General features: G+C 46.9%; 16 protein-coding genes and 1 tRNA gene. 14 read left to right on the plus strand and 3 right to left on the minus strand.

Annotation, left to right across the window (positions count from 1 at the left end; genetic code table 11):
* Nucleotides 1–25: 25 nt before the first annotated feature.
* The 5 genes from AM1_RS33675 to AM1_RS33695 all read left to right on the plus strand — a co-directional run bounded on the left by AM1_RS33675 (nucleotide 26) and on the right by AM1_RS33695 (nucleotide 4,928).
* A complete protein-coding gene (locus AM1_RS33675) occupies nucleotides 26–448 on the plus strand; it encodes a hypothetical protein (RefSeq protein WP_012167816.1) in 423 nt (140 codons plus the stop codon).
* A 42-nt stretch (nucleotides 449–490) separates the two neighbouring features.
* Nucleotides 491–757, plus strand: coding sequence for a hypothetical protein (locus tag AM1_RS33680; protein ID WP_012167815.1), 267 nt, complete (start codon nucleotides 491–493; stop codon nucleotides 755–757).
* 168 nt (nucleotides 758–925) lie between these two features.
* A complete protein-coding gene (gene istA, locus AM1_RS44605; protein ID WP_071820029.1) occupies nucleotides 926–1,861 on the plus strand; it encodes an IS21 family transposase in 936 nt (311 codons plus the stop codon).
* A gap of 590 nt (nucleotides 1,862–2,451) precedes the next feature.
* Nucleotides 2,452–3,201 (plus strand): IS21-like element ISAcma50 family helper ATPase IstB, encoded by a 750-nt coding sequence (istB, locus tag AM1_RS33690; protein ID WP_012167814.1) that lies wholly within the window; start codon nucleotides 2,452–2,454, stop codon nucleotides 3,199–3,201.
* 218 nt (nucleotides 3,202–3,419) lie between these two features.
* A complete protein-coding gene (locus AM1_RS33695; protein ID WP_012167812.1) occupies nucleotides 3,420–4,928 on the plus strand; it encodes a hypothetical protein in 1,509 nt (502 codons plus the stop codon).
* Here AM1_RS33695 and mobF read toward each other — a convergent pair.
* On the minus strand, nucleotides 4,918–8,952 hold the full coding sequence (gene mobF / locus AM1_RS33700) for a MobF family relaxase (RefSeq protein WP_012167813.1): 4,035 nt from the start codon (nucleotides 8,950–8,952) through the stop codon (nucleotides 4,918–4,920). The genes AM1_RS33695 and mobF overlap by 11 nt on opposite strands.
* 743 nt (nucleotides 8,953–9,695) lie before the next feature.
* Between mobF and AM1_RS33710 the strand changes: the two genes are divergently transcribed.
* Genes AM1_RS33710 through AM1_RS33725 form a run of 4 tightly spaced genes read left to right on the plus strand, consistent with a single transcriptional unit; the run spans nucleotide 9,696 to nucleotide 12,017 of the window.
* Nucleotides 9,696–10,829, plus strand: a complete 1,134-nt coding sequence (locus tag AM1_RS33710) for a hypothetical protein (protein ID WP_041661385.1) — start codon at nucleotides 9,696–9,698, stop codon at nucleotides 10,827–10,829.
* Nucleotides 10,830–10,884: 55 nt separating this feature from the next.
* Nucleotides 10,885–11,181 carry a hypothetical protein gene (locus tag AM1_RS33715; protein ID WP_238549382.1) on the plus strand — a complete coding sequence of 99 codons (297 nt, stop codon included), beginning with the start codon at nucleotides 10,885–10,887 and terminating at the stop codon, nucleotides 11,179–11,181.
* A gap of 3 nt (nucleotides 11,182–11,184) precedes the next feature.
* Nucleotides 11,185–11,733 carry a hypothetical protein gene (locus AM1_RS33720; RefSeq protein ID WP_012167805.1) on the plus strand — a complete coding sequence of 183 codons (549 nt, stop codon included), beginning with the start codon at nucleotides 11,185–11,187 and terminating at the stop codon, nucleotides 11,731–11,733.
* Complete coding sequence (locus AM1_RS33725; protein ID WP_012167804.1) at nucleotides 11,730–12,017, plus strand: hypothetical protein; 288 nt, start codon at nucleotides 11,730–11,732, stop codon at nucleotides 12,015–12,017. Before AM1_RS33720 ends, AM1_RS33725 begins: the two co-directional genes overlap by 4 nt.
* Before the next feature lie 492 nt (nucleotides 12,018–12,509).
* On the opposite strand, the gene AM1_RS41725 is transcribed toward AM1_RS33725, so the two are convergent.
* A tRNA-OTHER gene (locus tag AM1_RS41725) sits at nucleotides 12,510–12,609 on the minus strand.
* Nucleotides 12,595–13,431: a hypothetical protein gene (locus tag AM1_RS33730; protein ID WP_012167802.1), complete on the minus strand. Its 837-nt coding sequence runs from the start codon at nucleotides 13,429–13,431 to the stop codon at nucleotides 12,595–12,597. The genes AM1_RS41725 and AM1_RS33730 overlap by 15 nt, the downstream gene beginning before the upstream one ends.
* Before the next feature lie 576 nt (nucleotides 13,432–14,007).
* Here AM1_RS33730 and AM1_RS33735 point away from each other — a divergent pair.
* From AM1_RS33735 to AM1_RS33750, 5 genes are all read left to right on the plus strand, one after another.
* The gene (locus AM1_RS33735) at nucleotides 14,008–14,283 is read left to right on the plus strand and encodes a hypothetical protein (protein ID WP_148216077.1); all 276 of its coding nucleotides are present in this window, start codon (nucleotides 14,008–14,010) and stop codon (nucleotides 14,281–14,283) included.
* 227 nt (nucleotides 14,284–14,510) lie between these two features.
* Nucleotides 14,511–14,684 (plus strand): hypothetical protein, encoded by a 174-nt coding sequence (locus tag AM1_RS42665; protein WP_012167799.1) that lies wholly within the window; start codon nucleotides 14,511–14,513, stop codon nucleotides 14,682–14,684.
* 137 nt (nucleotides 14,685–14,821) lie between these two features.
* On the plus strand, nucleotides 14,822–18,463 hold the full coding sequence (locus AM1_RS43720; protein WP_012167798.1) for a hypothetical protein: 3,642 nt from the start codon (nucleotides 14,822–14,824) through the stop codon (nucleotides 18,461–18,463).
* Nucleotides 18,464–18,565: 102 nt separating this feature from the next.
* On the plus strand, nucleotides 18,566–18,940 hold the full coding sequence (locus AM1_RS33745; RefSeq protein WP_041661387.1) for a hypothetical protein: 375 nt from the start codon (nucleotides 18,566–18,568) through the stop codon (nucleotides 18,938–18,940).
* Nucleotides 18,927–19,199 carry a hypothetical protein gene (locus tag AM1_RS33750; RefSeq protein WP_012167796.1) on the plus strand — a complete coding sequence of 91 codons (273 nt, stop codon included), beginning with the start codon at nucleotides 18,927–18,929 and terminating at the stop codon, nucleotides 19,197–19,199. Before AM1_RS33745 ends, AM1_RS33750 begins: the two co-directional genes overlap by 14 nt.
* Nucleotides 19,200–19,318: the final 119 nt, after the last annotated feature.

Below are 19,318 nucleotides of genomic sequence, written 5' to 3' on the forward strand. Positions count from 1 at the left end.
AACATAGAATTCAAAATCTAAATCTATGACTGAACCAACAGAATCACAATTACAGTTCACGGAATTACAATTACAAGCCCTTCAATCCCTTGGGCTGAGTACTCCAGACTTATACGCTCAATATCCCAACTCTCATCACAATGCCATTGAAACCATTGAGCAACGGGGTACTGAAGTATTGCCGAAAGATACTGTCATCAATGAAATGCAGATCTACTACGGTGATGTCGCCTATGTTGCGGCAGTGACCTATCGGGGTGGGAAGCTGGTCGGCTTTGATCCCGTCGCCTACGCTCAACCTGCTGACAACGAATGTGTGAGCTATCGAATCAATGGTGTGTGGGCTTACATCCAGGTTGCAGGGCAAACCCTCCTAGACCTGATTGGAGAGATTGAGCTTCCACCGATGCCCACGGAGCAAGACCTTTTGGCATTGGTTGCAGCCTAAATCCTCATTTCTTTATTCAAAACATTGTGGAGATAAATAATCATGGCGGACGTTTTAGATAATGGTGGTAACGCCCAAGAAGGCCAACAGATCAACGAAACCTTGATCAACGGTACTGCCGAGCGGTTGCAGCAGCTCATTCAGCTTGCCTGGGCAATCCTACAAAAAGGTGATCAGTGGGCGCGTGGTTTGGAGTTGGGTAATAAGCAGCTACTCCCGGAAACTACGACCCTGAACGATCTGGATGCAGCCGAGAAAGCGGTACAAGATCCCAAAAATACAGCAGTGGAGGTGAATGCAGTTGAGTGACAATTACGTAGACAGAGGTTGTCAATTGCATAGTCTTCTCTAGGAATCAGGATCTAGTTCAATCCAGAGATCACATCTGCAGAGAGAGCATCAGTCACTTTCGATTTTTTATATCCCCATACAGGAAAGACACTAGGGTTTGTACTCCTACGCAATTAGGAACCTCTAGTGCCAGCTCCTATTAAACCTCAACAGGTTCATCTTTATATGCAGACAAAACAATCCGGCTCTTCTCAAGAAACAGCAGCTGCTAAAGCTGGCATTTCTACCCGCACAGCCCACCGCATTGATAGTGGTACTCATCGTCCCCAACGCGGCCGCCCTCATGACTGGAAAACCCGTGAAGATCCGCTGGATGGATTATGGGAATTAGAACTTGAGCCGATGTTAGAGCGTGAGCCTCGATTAGAAGCGACTACTCTATTTGAGACCTTACAAGAGAACCATCCTGGGCAATATGATGACAAGATCAGAACCGTGCAACGCCGAACCGCTAAATGGAAGGCAGCTCATGGCAAGCCCAAAGAAGTGATGTTCAAAATTCAACATCATCCTGGGGAGATGGGACAGTCAGACTTCGCTCAGCTCAAAGGTTTCAGTGTGACGGTTCAGGGTGAAGCCTTTCACCATATCTTGTATCACTATCGACTGAGCTATAGCGGCTGGCAGTACGTGCAGGTGATTCAAGGCGGAGAAAGTTTTATCGGCTTATCCCAAGGGCTACAAAATGCTCTAACCGCCTGTGGTGGCGTGCCCAAGATTCATCGTACCGATAGTCTGAGTGCGGCTTATCGCAATACTGGCGGCCGCAATCCCCAGCTGACCCAGTTGTATTCGACTCTGTGTGACCATTACCGGATGCAGCCAACACGCAACAATCTGGGTGTCTCTCATGAGAATGGCGGAATAGAGGGGTCTCATGGCTATTTCAAACGACGCCTGTGCCAAGCCCTGTATCGTCGAGGCAGCTTTGACTTTGACTCGGTAGCTGAGTATCAGCAGTTCATCGAGCAAGTCATCGCCAAGCTGAATGCCAAGTGCCAAAAAAAGGTTTGCACTGGAGCTGCCCACCTTACAGCCCTTGCCCAGATACCGAACTCCTGATTATGAAGTGCGCAGTGCCAAAGTCAGCTGCAATAGCACGATTGCCGTCCGCTGTGTCCTTTACACAGTCCCCTCTCGCTTAATTGGCCACCGCTTGAAATTACACCTATACCATGACCGCCTTGTCGGTTTCTTAGGCACCACTCCCGTAGTGGAATTGGCGCGGGTCCATGTCCATGGCTCTGAGAAGAAAAGACGCGCTCGCAGCATCGATTACAAGCATGTGGCAGAAAGTCTCAGGAGAAAGCCAAACGCGTTTCTCTACTGCCAATGGCAATCAGAGCTACTGCCCAATCTTCAGTGGCATCAGCTGTGGGAATCACTCAAAGCTAATTTTGAGCAGGACCAGGCCGCACGATTAATCACCGAAGCCCTCTATATCGCTGCAACTCAAGATCAAGAATCTCAGGTGGCTGACTACCTACAAACTCAACTGGAACAGTCCACCCTGACCTTGAGCAGATTAAAACAAGCCTTTGAATTCAAGCTCTCGACTGAGCAATATCCTGACGTCACCTCACAACAGCACGATTTATCTGACTATGATCAACTCCTCCACAGCAGACCCGGACAACCCATACCAGTTGCTGATGACAACCCTAAAACAGTTGCGGTTGAGGCATTTCCTCGACGAGTGGCAGAGCATCGAGCATCAAGCGACTCAGGAGAATTGGTCCTACGCCCAGTTTCTGTTGGCTTTAGCTCAAGGCGAAGCCAGCCGTCGGGAGCAGAATCGGATTTCACGCGCTCTAACCGAAGCGCAGCTGCCTTACGGAAAGTCCTGGACCAATTTTGAGTTTGCCCATGTTCCCACCCTTAATCCAGCTGCTCTCATGGAGTTTGCCCAAACGACTCACTGGCTAGAGTCCGGTAGCAACATTCTAATTTTTGGGCCGAGCGGAACAGGGAAAACACACGTCAGCTCTGCATTAGGAGCTTCTATTATTGAGTTGGGTAAGCGAGTAAAATTTGTCACAGCCACAACCCTGGTGCAACAACTACAGCTGGCCAAACTTCAATTGGAATTGCAGAGTCTCTTGTCCAAACTTGACCGCTATGATCTGCTTATCATTGATGATCTCGGTTATGTCCAAAAGTCCGATGTTGAAACCTCGGTACTGTTTGAGTTGATTGCTCACCGGTATGAGCGAAAGAGCCTACTCATCACGGCTAATCAACCTTTCAGTCAATGGGACAGCATCTTTCCTAACTCAATGATGACCGTGGCTGCCATTGATCGCTTAATTCACCACGCCACCATTTTCGAGATGCAAGCAGAAAGCTTCCGCAAACAAGAAGCGGCCAAACACACAGCCAAGTCTCAAAAGACTGACAGCTGATCTCTAGTCAGAATAAAACCTCTGTACCCCACTATTAATAGAGTTGCTTACTTATAAGCAACTCTATTAATAGTGGCTTTATTGATAATTGTCATTTTGTCCATGGCGCGATCACCTGAGGTAAAAACCATGATTTTCGATGGTCTCCGACCGCTCTTCGGGCATCTCAAGATGATATTGCAAAGATCTAAATCGACTCACGAGCCGCTATTAAAAGTATGAAGTTAGAACCAAAAAGTTTGGCCTATCTAATTGACATTAAACAGAATGCTATCGAATCCAAGGATCAGGGTGAAGTGGTTCGTGCAACCGTCGCTGATCCTTGGGATATTGAACCTGACCAAGTGGTTGATCAAGCCCTTGATAAATTAGAGCCACTAGAATCAGAAGCTATTGAAGTAGATGCAGTCGTAGTCGAACCTGAGCAACTACCCTCCCAAGCCCAATCGAATGAGCGCCCTCTCGTGAATGAGTTCATTGAGAAAGCAGGGGAGAATATCAAGCAGGGTGCAAATGACTTTGTTGCCCAAGCCAATGCGTTCCTTGCAGAGAACATTCAGGTGGAGTACCAGCCTATCCCTCAACAGGATGGCACTGTAGCTTTGGCTGTGGATACCCCTTCACTACTCACTCAGATGCAGTTAGCGGGTGGGGAATATGCTCAAGCAGCTAAAGAAAAAATGCAAAGTCTTGCACCACAGCAATATGAGCGGGTTTCCGAGGCAGTCAAAAACACCCAAGAGCGTGTGAAGAGTGCCTTAGAATCGGTGTCTGATACCGTGCAAGGAAGATTGAAGGAACCCTCATTAGGTCAACGTATTGGGGAGCTTGAGCACAGCGTAGGTCTACGGCTTGACAGCATGGGGCTAGGAATTGAGGATCTATTCCAAAAAGTTTTTGATATTGAGCTAGATAAGCATGGGACTGAGTTTGCACTCACACGAGAGATTGGGGAGTTTAAGGTTGAAATCGAAGCATTGCGCTCTCAGGTTGGTGGACTAGAAGGCCAAATCTCGGCCATGCAGCAGCAACAAGTGAAATCCCAGGAGATGATTGCAGCACTGCAATCCCCCAAACCGCAGCTCAATAATCCTCGTCTCAGTCAATGGCAGTCTAACTTTGTATCCACCATGAAAGACCGATTCCAGGCAGTCAAACAGTACATTGGCGAGAAGATCAATCAGGTCAAGGCTAAAGTGTCAGATTTGGTAGAGTCCTTCAAACACAAAATGGTTGAGCGTTTTCAGCCCATTGCTGACCGTCTAAGACCAGTTTATGAACAGGCTCAAGATCTGAAGCAGAAAACAGGTGAGCAAATCAATCAAGTCAAGGCCACTGTTGGCGAGAAGGTCGATCACGCTAAACAGTTCGTGGGTGAGAAGGCGATGGACTGGCAGGCTCAAGCTCTAGCTGCCACTGCAACCTATGTACTCGCTCAGCAAGGCAAGCAAACCCCACAGGGCACCACCATCTATGAAGGGCAGCATTTTGACTTTCACAGGAACCAGGGTAACTCTTTGCTGATTGTCGATAAGGCAACTCAACAGCCTGTTTATAAAAATGGTGAGTTCAACCAGAATGCCCCCAAGGATGTGAAGGACAAGCTTGTCAAAGCAGCTCAAACGACTCAAAAAGGGATAGAGCAAAAGCAAGCTCACAAACAAGCTAAGGAACAAGCACAGACTCAGAAGCCAAAGCCAAAAGTGGCAGCAGCCGCTAGGCGCTAAGCTTCCTGTTCTTCTGCGCTCGTTGAATGGGCTTGACCTTAGCCTGTTTGACGGTGGATTTAAACAACTTAATTACCCCTGGTCGGGCCGATACTCTCGTGAGTCGGCCCATTTTTGTCTGAAGGAGTATGCGACCCGTATCAGTGTCCCTCACTGTCAGCCCACGCTTACCCGTAGCAATCAGCCATTTATCTACCCGGTACTGGTAGGTATGGCGGTACTTGGTGCCTTTTGTCTTGGCTAATTCTTCAAGGATGGGGACAACGGTAGTTGCTGCATTGCGTTTCTTGTCTTGGTGCTGGAGAGCAGCTTTCATCAGTTCTTCCCGGTTCAAATCTGGGTTTATGGCCTCGATGGTTTTATAGGCATCCTCCGTCGTTCCTCTGGTATACGCCTCAATAAAGATTTCCAGGTTCATCACCTTGCGGGGGAGTTCGCCATCGCGTCTAACCACAAACTCATATAGCTTTTGATACTCATATTCGTAGTGCTTGGCAGTTGCTACTGCTAAAGGTTGAGCGGCATCGATGGCAAGCTCCAGCATTTCGGGGCTAGCTCCAACGATCAGATCATCAGCTCCCTTGTAGAGGCTACTCCACTTACTGAATTTAACCGTGCAGCCCTTGTCCTCTAACAGCATTCCCGTGCGAACCATGTCACGCCTAACATTTGCCACGGTCGATGGTTTGGTGTCCTGGTCGTACATAAATGTAATCTCTCGACCTGGCACGGCAAAGATAGCGAGGTCAGGGTTTAACCTTCGCTCTGGCAATTTGATGCCCTCGTCATCCTTGGACCGATACCCGGCATTCACACCAGGCAGACCAATGACGACATGGCCTTGAGAGGTAATGGATAGGGTTTTCTTGCCCCCCTCAGTAATCTTGATGGGGATTTGGGGATTGTCTCGAATTATTTTCCAAAAGTGATCGCCAGGTGCTGAAGTGGTGTCGTATTTCTTACAGATATATTCTTTGAACCAGTCTGGAACCTCAGTTAGGAAAATCCCTCTGCTTCTGCCCTGGGGATGCTCGTATTTCTGAAAGCGCTCTCTACTGCTGTCATAGCGGGGATGATCTGGTTTGAAGCTGCCCCAGGTGGAAAGTATTGGATCATCCAGGCTTTGGGCATCAACCCCTGCCCCGATCCAAAACCCGCCGTCCCAGCAATGCTCTATCTTGGCTCTCAATTTCTGCTGTTGTTCGACCCAGACCTGACCTGCTCCAAGTTCTGCAATTTTGTCCTCTAGCAGATACTCATAAACTGAATCACCCTTTAAGCTGTGGCAATTTAGCTCAATCAGATCCGGGTGAATCCCCGAGCCTTCAATTAGCTCCTCCCAGTGATGAGCCGCAATACCTGACTTGGGTGGCTCGGCCATTGCCGTTTGTGGTGTCCAGAATGCTGTGGGAGTGAATTCTGGTAGCTCTAGTTCCCTATCTAGCCCCAGCAACTCTCTGGGATTGAGTTGAGCGGCTGAACACTGGACCTGACGACACATTCCTTCGTAGTTCTCAGTGAAGATATACAGCTCATGCTTTTGTCGGCTGATGGCAACGTAGAAAGGTTCTCTTGATGAGGTGGGGTCAATCGTGCCACTGAAGATGACTCGATAGTAGGTCTGACCTTGGGCTGCGTGAGTGGTGGAGGTGATTGAGTAATCCAGCTCCAAGGGTTTGGATGTGTCTATCCATTTCTTGTGATTGATTTGGATCCTGTGACCTTCGACGGCTGTCACCTTGAACTGATCGCCATTGTTGCCATGTAGATTGTTCCTCGTCCACCGCAACTGGTCCCCCACTGCGACATTGATTTTCTGAGCGGTAAAGACGGTTTTATTCTCCAGCTTGGCTGGGTCGAAACTGGAGTATTGCCCCCCTTGAGAGACGACACGGACGACCCCAGAGGCTTCATCAACGCCGACTACTTTGTAGAGCTTTCCTTTCTGGAGCCGACTAGAGAAATTCTCATTGGGAATGACATAATCGTCAGTTTTGTAATACCTCAGATGACGGGTCTGCTCTGTAGTTAACCGTTTGTCCACCAATTGCCGAAGCGCCTGGTCTTCCCCCTTAATTACACCTTCGGCACGTAGCCCTTCTCTAATCAGAATCGTGATTGCCTTTCTCTCTCGGTGGGTGCCCGTGACGATTAGAGTCTGCTTGCGCTCCTTGGGTTTCAGGCTTAGATATTTCTCAGCGACTTGAGCGGCCCGAGTTCTGTGATCTGCGACCTCAGTGACGTGACCATACTCATTGAGTAGCTTCAAGGCTTCCAAGGGCTTGCCAATGCTGACCAGCTCGACTGCCCGCCGCTGGACAATGCGCTTTTGTCTGAGGATTGTTTTGATGTGGTAGGTTTCAGCTCCTGCCTTCATCAGTGAACGCTGAGGTGACCCCGCATTGACAGAGCTGTTCTGGTTGATGTCCCCGACTAACAACACACGAGCATTAACCGCCTCAGCCCGCTTCAGGACTTCAAGCCCCTGCTCCGCTGATTTCATCCCCGCTTCATCAATGATCCACCATTGATTTGGGCTGGTGTCTAACTTGCGGGTGATTAAGCCAGAGACGGTGGTGGTTTCAATCCCTAACTCTTCGGCTAAAACCCCTGCTGCTTTAGTGGTGGGACTGTAGCCTTTAATCTGGATATCCGGGTTGATGGCTTCGATGTGTTTTTGGAGTTCGCTGAGGGTCGTGGTCTTGCCCACTCCAGACAGGCCATGCCAAATGATCAACCGATTGCTGCTAGCGAGGGTGTTGCGGACTGCATTACGCTGATCTGCGTTCAGCATCTTATTGAACTCAATCTTACCCGTGGTGATGGGGGTGAATTTATGCTGACCAGCGGCCCAGAGCTGCCGTGTCTTTTCTTCCCTATCTAAAGCGTACTGAGTGGTATAGGTGTCATTCTTCGTGCGGATCAGTTGCGGGTGATTGGCAATCTCAGTCTGCAACTCTTCATAGGTGAAGGGCGGGCGCTGATCAAAGACCCATTGCTCAATTAGCTCATGGCAAAACTCAGCATTGCGCTCCTGTAGGTGGGCAATGGCACTATCTACGTATTCACGGGTTAATTCAGGCCGATGGACCCAGGTGGATTTCTTAGCAGGCTTGGGAAGCGTGAACCCATTGATGATCAGTTCCTCAACCCATCCCTTCATCTTTTCAGGGATATTGGTGTTGTCTTCTTTTTTATTGCGGGTTCTCAGGACTGCATTCTGGCGGTTTTCCTGGGTATCTTCTAGACCGTACTTCTTCAGATACCGCTCTACTTCCTGAGTTCTTTTCTTGAAATGCCAAACCGTTTCAGGGCTAAGTCCCTCAATGGTGCCATCAGGCCGCACGGTATACCCCAGTTCCGCTAGACCCTTATCAATAAAGTGGCGGTAGATGGAGCCAAGAGACAGAGATTTAAATATCGCCTCATTCGATAGCGATTGCCATTTCCCGTTGATCTGGGTAGCATTCATCACCACGATATGGGTATGCAGCGCTGGGTCTGAATAGGTTTTGCCGTCAATGGTGACAGGCCGGGCAGTAGCGTGATTGATGAAAGCCCCGATCAGGGAATTTGTATTGACCAAGGAGCGCTGCCCATTCCCATGTCTGACACGGGTTTGAGTATACCGGGACTGGAAGATATCGAAGACTTTCTGCAAGGCTTGCTCATGCAGCTCGATAATCCTGCGGTCCCCACCGACCAAGGCGAGGATCGAGGCTTCTTTGCCAGGTCCAAAGGTGAGATCTATCCCTAACCGCTCTTGGCCGTTCGTGGGTTTCTTGCGTAGGCGTTTGCCTGTTTGAGGGTGGTGTCCATAGAACAGCTTCTTGAAGACCTTCTGATTGATGACACCTTTGAGGTTCAGACTGTCTGCGCCGTTTCCATACCACTTGCAAGGCGATACTACTGGATCTTTGCCCGGTGCGTAGTACTCGTCCTCACTGTTCTTTAGTGCTTCGTCTTCTGTGTAGTACTCCTCAATCGCAGCATTGCCTTTGTTGATGAGCGTTGGCCTGAACATTTTTAATATCGTCTTTGAGTATCTATCGCTGCACCAAGCCTAAGCGGTAGTAAAAGTGATTTGACAAGTAACCTGCGTATTGGTCCAATTAGCATACAAACGGTCATTAGAAAGACGAAATCCCACTTAAGCAAGCCGATAGGTGAGTTGATGCCAGCGGGGATGGTTACACCAGGAATACCCGTCTCGATAGGTGGCACCTCGACTTGATATGGTTCACCTGGTCTACAAACTGGCTCTTGACCAGGAAATGTTGGCTTGCATTCCAACTTGTATTTTGTTACGTATTGTTTTCCCATTTTCTTCGACCTCGTTGAAAGGTTCGTGTCGTTGTTGATCCACTTTTTCAAAAAAGATCAACACTCCAACATTACCCCGAATTTTTGGTTTTCGGCCTTTTCTGAGATGCCCAAAAAGGTGGGCGTAGTGCATATATTAAAATTTTTTCCGACGATCCGCAGTTTTCATCCGCTGTAATCCACTCCTAGAATGCATTTGAGGGGTGTTTTTCCAGGATTTTTTGGAGTGAGCCAGAGGGTGTTTTTTAGGAACATATTTCCACATTAATTGGCTATTATTTATCATTCTTTGGCTATTAAAAGTCATGTCTTGACTATGGCTGGCTATGGTTGGCTATGGTTGGCTATTTGTTGCCAAAAAAAGGCTATTGCAGTCGGCTCAACTTTTTTTATTCTGGGTAATGTTGTGACGTGAAAGATTTTTGAAACTTTTGGAGCGTCACAATGAATTTTTCTCAGGGTGCAATATTGCATCTCAACATTGATACTGGGTCATCATCAACCCGTGGATTTTTCTTGGCTGACTTTGATGGAGGAACCTATGAGGGATTTATCCATCAACCTCCTAACGTTGGCTTCTTGATGCAGAGCAACTATGAAAACGATAAGAGGAGAAGTACAACCAAAACGTCACGGGTGACCTTCAGGCAGGGTAGTGATTGGGTCTTCCGCATTGTGGGCGAGATACCAGGCCATGCCGGGACGAAGACTGACCCAAACATGAGTAAGGCCGATCTGCTGGTCCCCAAGGTGCTTGCTTTCGTAGGTTTGGCCCTGGATCGAGTCCCAGAGCTATCCCCAGATCGGGTCAAGCTCGTCATCAACTTTATGCTACCGATCAGTGAGTGGACTGAGTATGCAGACTTGGAGAGTGACCTCCTCTCATGTCTGCTGGGTGGGTTTGGGTACAACGGTCGCCATATTGATTTTGCAGCTGTAGATGCCAAGGGGTATATGGAGGGGGCAGGGATGGCAACGATACCCCCACCGGATATCACAGCTTATGTCGGAGTCTGCGGTCATAAGGATGCCAACTTTATTGCCGTGGAGGATGGCCGACCACTGGCTTACCCGAAGTCCAAAACCTTTGAAGGGTTGGGGATGTCTTCGATAGTGAATTCAGTGATGCACTTTACGGATGATGTGCAGGGGGCAAAAGCCGTCTTCCGGTTTCTGGCATTGATGGATAAACCCAACAAGCAGGACCAGGCCAGAAAAGAATTAGCCGCACTCATCAAGCCCCACCGCTTAGAGCAGAAATTGACTCAGACAAGGGAAGGGTTCAACAAAAACTGGGGTGAGATTAAGCAACGTATTGATAGCGACCGGGGGATAAAGCAGGCCCAAGCGTTTTACTTGGTGGGTGGGAATGCCCCCATCTACAAAAGCCGATTCAAGGCCCTGTTTGGTAGTGCGTTTAAACCCCTCAATGGGGCTATCAAGCAGCTATCGGATGAGTTTGAAGAGATTAATACCCAGTGGGCCTATAGAGCCATCGATGTTTGGATGTTGCATCTACACGTAACCGGGCGCACCTGGACACCCAAAGGAGTAAAAGAATATGTCGGAGCAAAGTAGAACAAATATTAGGATTCGGCGGCAACCAATAGTAGGTTCCAGAGAAGCCCTTGTGATGAAATCTGCTAGAGCTTTTTACGGGGGGAAGTTCAGTGAAAAAGCTGGGCTGGTGTTAGTGGATGTATTTGAGCCGTTGCACATTGCTATGACCACTGGTTCTGAGCAGGAAGTAAAAGATGCGATTGCCCACTCATTGGATGAAATACGAGGTTGGCACCGAGAAGCCCTGAACCAATGCCAAAAAAATGGGTATGTTTCTGCTAGCCAGGTGGTGCAAGCAACAACCTCTGCTGATATGTCCCCTCAAAATTGTGACCCAGACGAAGATGAACCTGAATTGGAGTTTGACTAGAAAATGAGTAATCAAAGTTTTAGCAAGACCCTCAAGACCCTACAGATCAGCAAAGAAGACCTCATTGAACTTCGCGGTATCTGTGGGCTAGGAGAGATAGAGGAATTCTCTGAATCAGATATTGAGATGTTGAAGGAGGTGGTGCAGCACAAGCAAAGCGGAGCAATCACCTATACCGAAGCATGGCAGCAAATGCAGGCAGAGGTGGTGCCCGTTGAAGCTGAGCCAGTTGCTGAAAAATTAGATGGCACAGACCATATCTTGGAACGCGCCGAGAAAATCGCGGATGAGGATGGGGAACGGGTACTACGGTCTCTGGATGGATATGGCGATGACTTGCAAACCGATGTTACGGGAGCTTACATGAATCGACTCAATCACCTCTTTCAAAATGCCCGTGTGCAGAAAGCAGTCGTGGAGGAACCAGACGAGTTAGCAAAAAAGCCTGGGCCGTTCACCTCCAGGCTAAGAGAGCGGCTAGCAGCTCAAGCCAAACAAACAGCACTACCAGCTTCGACGACCTCATCTACCGAGACATCGCCCACCGAATGAGAGCGATTGCCCAAGAAGAGGTATTTATCATCCAAGCCAGGGAGTTGAAGCTTCAGGGGCATGAGCGAACGATCAACAAAATTAACCGGGGTCTATCCCTGATGGCGAACTCGTCGGCAATCCTTGTCCTCTTGGTTGTGTTCCTAGCTGGCTCTGGCCTGATCGTGGGAGTGAACCTCCCCAAGTACGCCATCTGCGACAACCAACTCAATCCTTGCTGGTGGCTGCGGTTCGGGGGTTCGGAGCGCAAGGTGCTGACCAATGACAAGGCCGCAGGTTTGTGAGTGTTTTGGTATTGGAGTTGCGGGATACAAATTGCGATCGCAACTCCAATACCAAGCCCTGATATCACACCTAAAAAATACAGCTGTACATTGCATGGATAAATGACGCAGAGTAACAATTACTGTCGCAAGGTTATCAAGCTTGTATCCCTTCTCAGGCAATTCTACTAGGCTTTAGAGACGTATTCCCGTTCCAGGGTGGGCTTGTATAGTTAGGTGTCATTTTTTTACTGCGTACTGTCTGTCTCTGCACAGCTATGTCTGGAATTCTCACAAACTTTTACCAGATTCAGCCACACACCAATCACAGATGAAATTACAGCAAATTCAGTAAAACTACACTCTGAATATTGATTGAGCTTCAATGATACTGGTAGGGAAGATAACGACCCCGTTCACCTGCCGCAGATAACCTCGAACTGCAACCGACAATCTTTCAACGGTCGGTGTGCAACGGGATTGTTATGCTAATGGTCTCAGGACAAATAAGGATGAACCGCTGAGGACTCGAACCTCAATCACCCCCTTCGTCAAGGCACTACTCAGAATACACTGATGGAGGAGGGTGCTTTACCGATTAAGCTAGCAGCTCGGATTGAATCATCCGTATAATTGGACTGGACTCTAGTTTATCTAAGCCATAAAGTTTCCGCAAGAGTGTTTCAAGACAATTCTTTACTCGGTCTGGATTACACTTGAGTTGTTTTAGCTTCTGAAGCGATAACGGAGAGTTCTCAGATTGAATGATTTTGAATACAGTATCAGCAAGCTGGCGATCTGAAGGTCTACTAGCTTGACATAGCTTGAAAGCAAGCTGTTTGACAACACGAGTAAATAGAATAAAATCATCAAACGACATATCCGAATATTTATTCGGGGCATTTAATTTACCGTAACTGCTGTGCGCTTTAACTTCTTCTTGAAGATGCAAAACTTTGGAATCTATTTTTGATACATCAATGTCAACATGAACAAATCGATTTCGCACCATTCTATAGTGATCAAATAATTCAACTTCTAAAGAACCAACAAGTCTTTTTGCTGCTTGATAATCTTGACAAATATTCTTGAGAATGCTTTTGAGCAGATCATCTTTTTTCTCATATCGCCAATCCGTTGAGAGAGGATGCTCATCTCGAAAACCTTCTAAGAATTCTTCTGCCTGTGCATAAACACTAATAATATAGAGTTGTGAGATATGGCTCCTCAGAAAGGGCATCTCAGAATCATCCACTCTAATACTATGTTTGGCTGATAATTCCTGAATATACTGATGAGCGCTTGTTGCTCTTGAGGAATTCACAATGAACTCTCGGATAGAAAGCTCAGTACATTCAACTATTGCATCAGACTTCCCTAAAGTCTTTTTGAGGCGTAACGTACAAGGCAGTCGAAATGAAGTTGGATTTGACACGAGTACTTTATGGCATGAATTTTCTGTACTACTATTCCTGAAATCAGCATAACTATAGTTATACGACAGACTGACGCATAACTCCCCTATGCAGAATATTAGATGTCAAGTGTCGTCTAACACCCCTGATTTGGACAGAAAAGCGACACGATGTCGTCTAACACTCCTATGTAAGACCCTATTACGTCAAGCTTTCAACAATAGCTCTTTGAATGCTGAGAATTTGTATGGGTGTTTTTGGACACTAAGTGTGCAAAACGGAAAATAGCTGTGCAATGTACATGTGTGTAGAAGTTGTTTATATTGCACAGCCCACACTCACTTGTTGTGTGTAATCCGCCCGCTAGGACCGGAGCATCCAAGGTATTGCCAGTCATTTAAAGCTAGAAAAAACGAACAAGTTTTGTAACTCTGATGAGCTTTCAGTCGGTCTTTTGCGATCGCAACTACGATACCAATCATCTGAAGAAATATTTGAGATTTATTTGTTCCGAGAGCTAAGAAATCTGGGGAGAGTTGTTACTAGAAGCACTGGAAAAGTTGCTCAACGACTTAAATCAATCTAGAGGACAACTCATGAATCCATCTCAGACTTCAAACCTAGCCACAGAAAAAAAACCTCAAGGGATGAGACTGAGGGACAGATTGATTTTATTTGGATTGCAAGAGGGTTACTACGACGTGTCTTCGCTGACCGCTTTCTATAACCTCAATCGTCCCAGCATGACGGCTCAGTATGGAGAGCAAATTCCCGGAGAGCGGTATTGCTATCGAATCACTGAACTGGGGATTATCTGGTGCCAGATTTGGCGTTCGAAACCTCTGATACCCATCCCCAGAACTTACACCTGAAACTACTTTATGGAGGTTATCTAATGAAAGGCTGTCTGATAGTTCTTCTGATCCTGATTACCCCCTTACTGCTCCTCGCAGGCCCCATCGGTTGGGTCTTAGGGATTATCGCTTGGATTTTGCTCCTGAAGTGAGGTGCTAGATTTTTTAGTTTTGCACCAATTCCGACTTCACACCTGAAATCACCCCACTTTTCAGATTCCATCTGGAAACTGAACTCTTAAGCTATGACCGACAACCCGCCAGAACCAACTGAGGTTAACCCTTCCGGGCAGACTGCTAGCCCCACAGAGAAGCGGGTTCTGGAGGCATTTGCAGGCATGATGCGGAGTTGCGATCGTATCCGCGATACCGTCCGAACGACCAGAGAGCGAGTAAATAAGGAAACGACAAATTTATAGATTCTCTAAGGAATCTGTATTACCTAATCATTTCAGTCTCCGCGTGGAATCTGAGTTACCTAGCCCATAGAGTGCCAACTTACTAATTTTCAGAATCCACAGAGATTCTGTATTACTTAACTGCTGGAGTAAAAACTATGACTGCAACAAAAGACGAAACACTGACCATTGTTCCTGGCTGGAGCGAGGATAATTCGAGCGATACCCCAGACGCATTGAAGGCATTCCTAGACACCAAGCCGATTAATCGCAGTACCTATATCTCTGCCCCTGGATATTCGTTTGATTTGGAAGTCCATCACTGGGGTGATCGTTTTACGATTACAGCTCGAATGGGCGAGGATGCCTGGAACATTTACAGCTCCCACACTTTTGACTTCAGCGACCAGGAAAGCTCTACAGATAGTTGGTATCGATCAGATGATATTCAGATGACTCCACAGCATTACGAAGCTGTGACCAAGCTTATTGGCGATATTGGCATTGAAGGGCCAACTATACCTACAGAGTTGAGCGGCTGGGTGAGTCAGGACCGAAGTGAGTCAAGGCATTTAAATTTTCGGTTCGAGGATAAAGGGAACAGGCATTACCTGGGACTCGACCTGGTTAGGCATGGCGACCCAGATAAGATTGACAGACTGATTCGTGATCATCGTTTTGATGAGCTGGTTGCTCTGGCAACTGGTGAGACAAATGCCCACCTGAATTATCCCCACCATGCAAATTTAACCAATTTGAGTCCTCGACAGATTGAGGATTTCATTCTAGCTGAGGCTGCTTGCTTAGCCCCAGAGTATGAGCTAGAGCCTCACCAGATGCAAAATATCCTCCAAGACATGTCAGCTTCAGTACTGAACTCTCGGGGATACAAGCCAGACTATGGGTATCAGATTGCAGCAGGTAATTCAGTCGAGCCTCGGACTAATGACTTCAGATCATCGGTTACGTGCAGGGGGGAGTGGGCACTGGAATTTAATTGGGAAGATGACTATCACTCGATGCCACTTGGTGGTGAACCGGGTGATACCTTCCAATCAGACGAGGATCGGGCCGCAGTCGTCACGGATTATGGGAACCTGGGCGCGATTGAGAAGATGATTCAAGATTCTCGCTTTCGTGAACTGGCAACTGCTTCAGTCAGCGCCCCTGCTCACTACCATTACTACCCTGAACTGAACAATATGCAAGGGGTATATCCAGAGGTAGCCAAGGAAAGAATAGAATCCCACCTGCTTCTTGTCGCTACTGAATATGGCCTCGCGGAACGAGGGGTTCGGTTGCTTGAGGATATGCGATTGAAGGTGATGGAGGATCGGGGAGACCACAAGAACCACTCCTACGATGGATTATTGGGAATTGATCGTGTACCCCAAGATGAGTTGCAGCAAACCTTGCCAGAGCTGGATGTGAAAGCATCTGGTGTTGAGCTGCTGCCTAATATTCAGGAAATACCCCAATCAAACCAACAGCCAAACATCGATCTTTATCAATCCTTATACGGAGCTGCTGATCAATATGGAGACTTCGATGTTGGTTTTACTGAGCTGGCATTGGGTAATGGGTACTCTGTGACAACCACCGATCAAAGCTTGAATATTTTCAAAGATGATGAGCGAATCATTCACGTTGTCGCTGAAAACCCCAGCCCTTATGATGGATTTTTGCAAGAGCCTTTGCAAATAGAGGACAAGACTACTCCAGGACAGAGAGAAGAGCTTCAGGTTGAGCTACATGAGCTAAAGCAGTGGGCAGAGAGAGATTTTGAAAAAAACCTTCAGGAAACACCAATCGCGGAAGGTGCTATTACCTTAGAGCAGTTAGCGAATAACACTCAGCAGATTAAAGGGCTAGCTGACACTCAAGTAACTAAAACGCCTTCTGTTCCCATCATCAAATCCACTCAAAACGTTTTCTGGATCACCCATGAGGCTAGCTACCTTAAAAGTAATCTGACCTGTGTCAAAACAACCAGAACCCATACCCAAGCAAAGCTTGATGCCTACTACATAATCAATGAAGGCTATGATCATTACGAGATTAATGATATTGAGCCACTGCCAGAATCTGTCTGTCACTTACTGGTCAAATTCTTTGGCTATGAGATTTGTGAGTATGATGATTCAGCGATAGAGATAGACCTGCTGTACATCTGGCAAGGGCCAAGAGATCCTGATATTAAGGTAGGAAATAAGAGCTGGTATCTGTGGCTGAATCTGTCAAGATTCCGCTGGGGGTTTTATCCCGAGCTAATGGCAATCATGGAAGGTCGCCTCAACGTTAATAGGTTGCCCCAGTATCCTTGGAATTCTCAGCATGAGTCAGTGACTGGCTGGGATTGTGGTGATTATGTCATTGAAGTAGCGTTTAATTTGTTCAACAGCCAATCAGAGGCTGAAGAGTTTGGGGAGTCCTGCTATGCCCTTGCTCTCTATGAGGAATATTGCAACCTTCTCAAGCTCCTCTACATCGATCCATATGGTGATGAACAGCGTACCCCTATCCGCAAGGATGAGGTTAAGGTCTTTCTCAGTTCATCCGTTTTTGATATCAGGTCTGGAGATCTGCGTGATCGCGATGAATGGGAGCTTGTCCCAATAGATGAATGGGACACCCCTAGTCTAGTTATTGGCGCTCAACTTTACTGCCAAGGTCGGGATGCTAAAGCAATAATAGCGTTAGAAATTCAGGAGCTGGGTGAGAAGGCGCATGACAAAGAGGAGGTGGTAACTGAGTCATTCAACGAAGACCAGTCTCCTGAGTGTATTCAAGAGGATCTGGAAAATCATCTAACTGTGGAGTTGATCGACGGTGAAGGCGAAACCCAAATTCGGCAACTCAGAATGACGATTCGAGATGTGGTTGTTGGTGTGAAAATTGGTTTTGAATCCTATCGAGGTGGGTTTAAGTCATACTATGAAGTTGATTTATCCGTTGTCGAGTCGATTGCAAAAGATCCACGTTTCAAGGAGCTGGTTGCTATCTCATCTGGGATGATCGATTACCCCTATGTAAAATACCCGGATTTTAGTAATGTCCAATGTTTGGACTCTGGAGATGATTTGAAGCGATTCGTCGAAAGTCGGGCATATAAACTTGGCGAAGAGTATGGTGATTCATCAATTGCTGGGAAGCTGATCGACGAGGTAAATCATTGCTATGCCCTGGAAGTAGATGTTTCTAGATATAAGATCCGCAACGACGCAGTAAAGGGTATTCCTTTCAAGCCGTCAAAATTTAGAGGTGGCAAGATCGACCAAAGCGGTCGCCTTCCTGAATCCTATGTCAGTGTGGGCAAGGTTTACACCGACGACCAGACAAAAAATCTAGAATTGCCGATCAGGATTGGCTCTGAAGAGTTTACTGTGACCGTGGGTGTCGAAACCCAGAATGGCACGAGCTACAGCTATGGCGATTCATTAGAGCCTGTTCAGGGTATTACCCAGGACCAAAGATTCAATGAGCTGGTGGCAGCGACTGCTGGGATTAAAGAGTATCCCTATACCCATAATTTGGATTTTCGACATCCAGACAAACTAACGGTTGAAGAGGTGCAATCTACCATTAATCGACGTGCTGAGATCCTTGGGGAGGAGTATGGAGTAAGGATTATGGGGGAGTCTTTGGTGGCTTGCATTGGCACTACTTATGCTGCATTACGAGGAACCACCAGAGAAGCTTTATTGCAGAGCTTTGTTGATCCCAGTCAAGAAATTGAGCTAGAGGCGAATTGCCAATGCGAAAACAGTAGATCGTCCGATCAGGTTCTCACGAGTAGTTAACCCCAGCTAAGGTGCAAGCTTTCACCTGGCCTTGTACCTTGGGCATCTGTGTCAAGCAAGCGGTTGCTGGAGAAACCAATCACCTGCACTAGGGCAAAGACCTTGCAGCAAGAACTGGATAAACATCGTCAGATCAATAAAGAGCCGCTTGCCCAAGTTTCAAAAATTGTAGATCTTGAGGATGAGGTTGAATTACTACGTTCTCAGAATCGAGAGTTGCTGGCTGCGCGGAAAGTAACTCAAGAAAAGGTGGTCAACTTACCAATTAGAAACCAGCCTGTGCACAAAAGTGATGTTAGAAAGGATAACTTTTCTGTGCAGATTAAAACTGAGCTAGAAACACTTGGGATTAAATTAACGAATACGCTACGCAAGACAATGGAAGTTGCGCATGAAGAAACTGTTGTCGAGGCCATTGAAGCCTTGATAACAGCTCTAGAAACAAGTGATATCAAGAGTCCTGGTGGGTTGGCTTAAAAAAGCTATCGAAGGTGGTTGGAGTCACAATGAAAGGCTCCAGAAACAAAAGAAGGTTCTGTATCCTGAAGGATTTAAAAAGTGGCATGAACAAGCAGTAAAGGTTAACTTTGTTCTAGATATTCCTATAGAATATCTAAACCTTGATGAACGGAATGAAGCAAAAGTGAAGATAAATAAGCCAGGAATCTTTGGTGCACCTTATAGGGATCTGCATTGGAAGGAAGCTAAAATAGAGATGCTAAATTTTCATAATTAGAATACATTTATATTATGAAAATTTAGCATCTCTTCTGAGGAATGAGTTAATTTATTTTTATGAGAAATTTGGAAAAATATTCTTGCAAATCCTCTTGATGCTGCCATAGAGTAAAATTT

Origin of the sequence: Acaryochloris marina MBIC11017, from assembly GCF_000018105.1 — a bacterium.
Lineage (GTDB): Bacteria > Cyanobacteriota > Cyanobacteriia > Thermosynechococcales > Thermosynechococcaceae > Acaryochloris > Acaryochloris marina.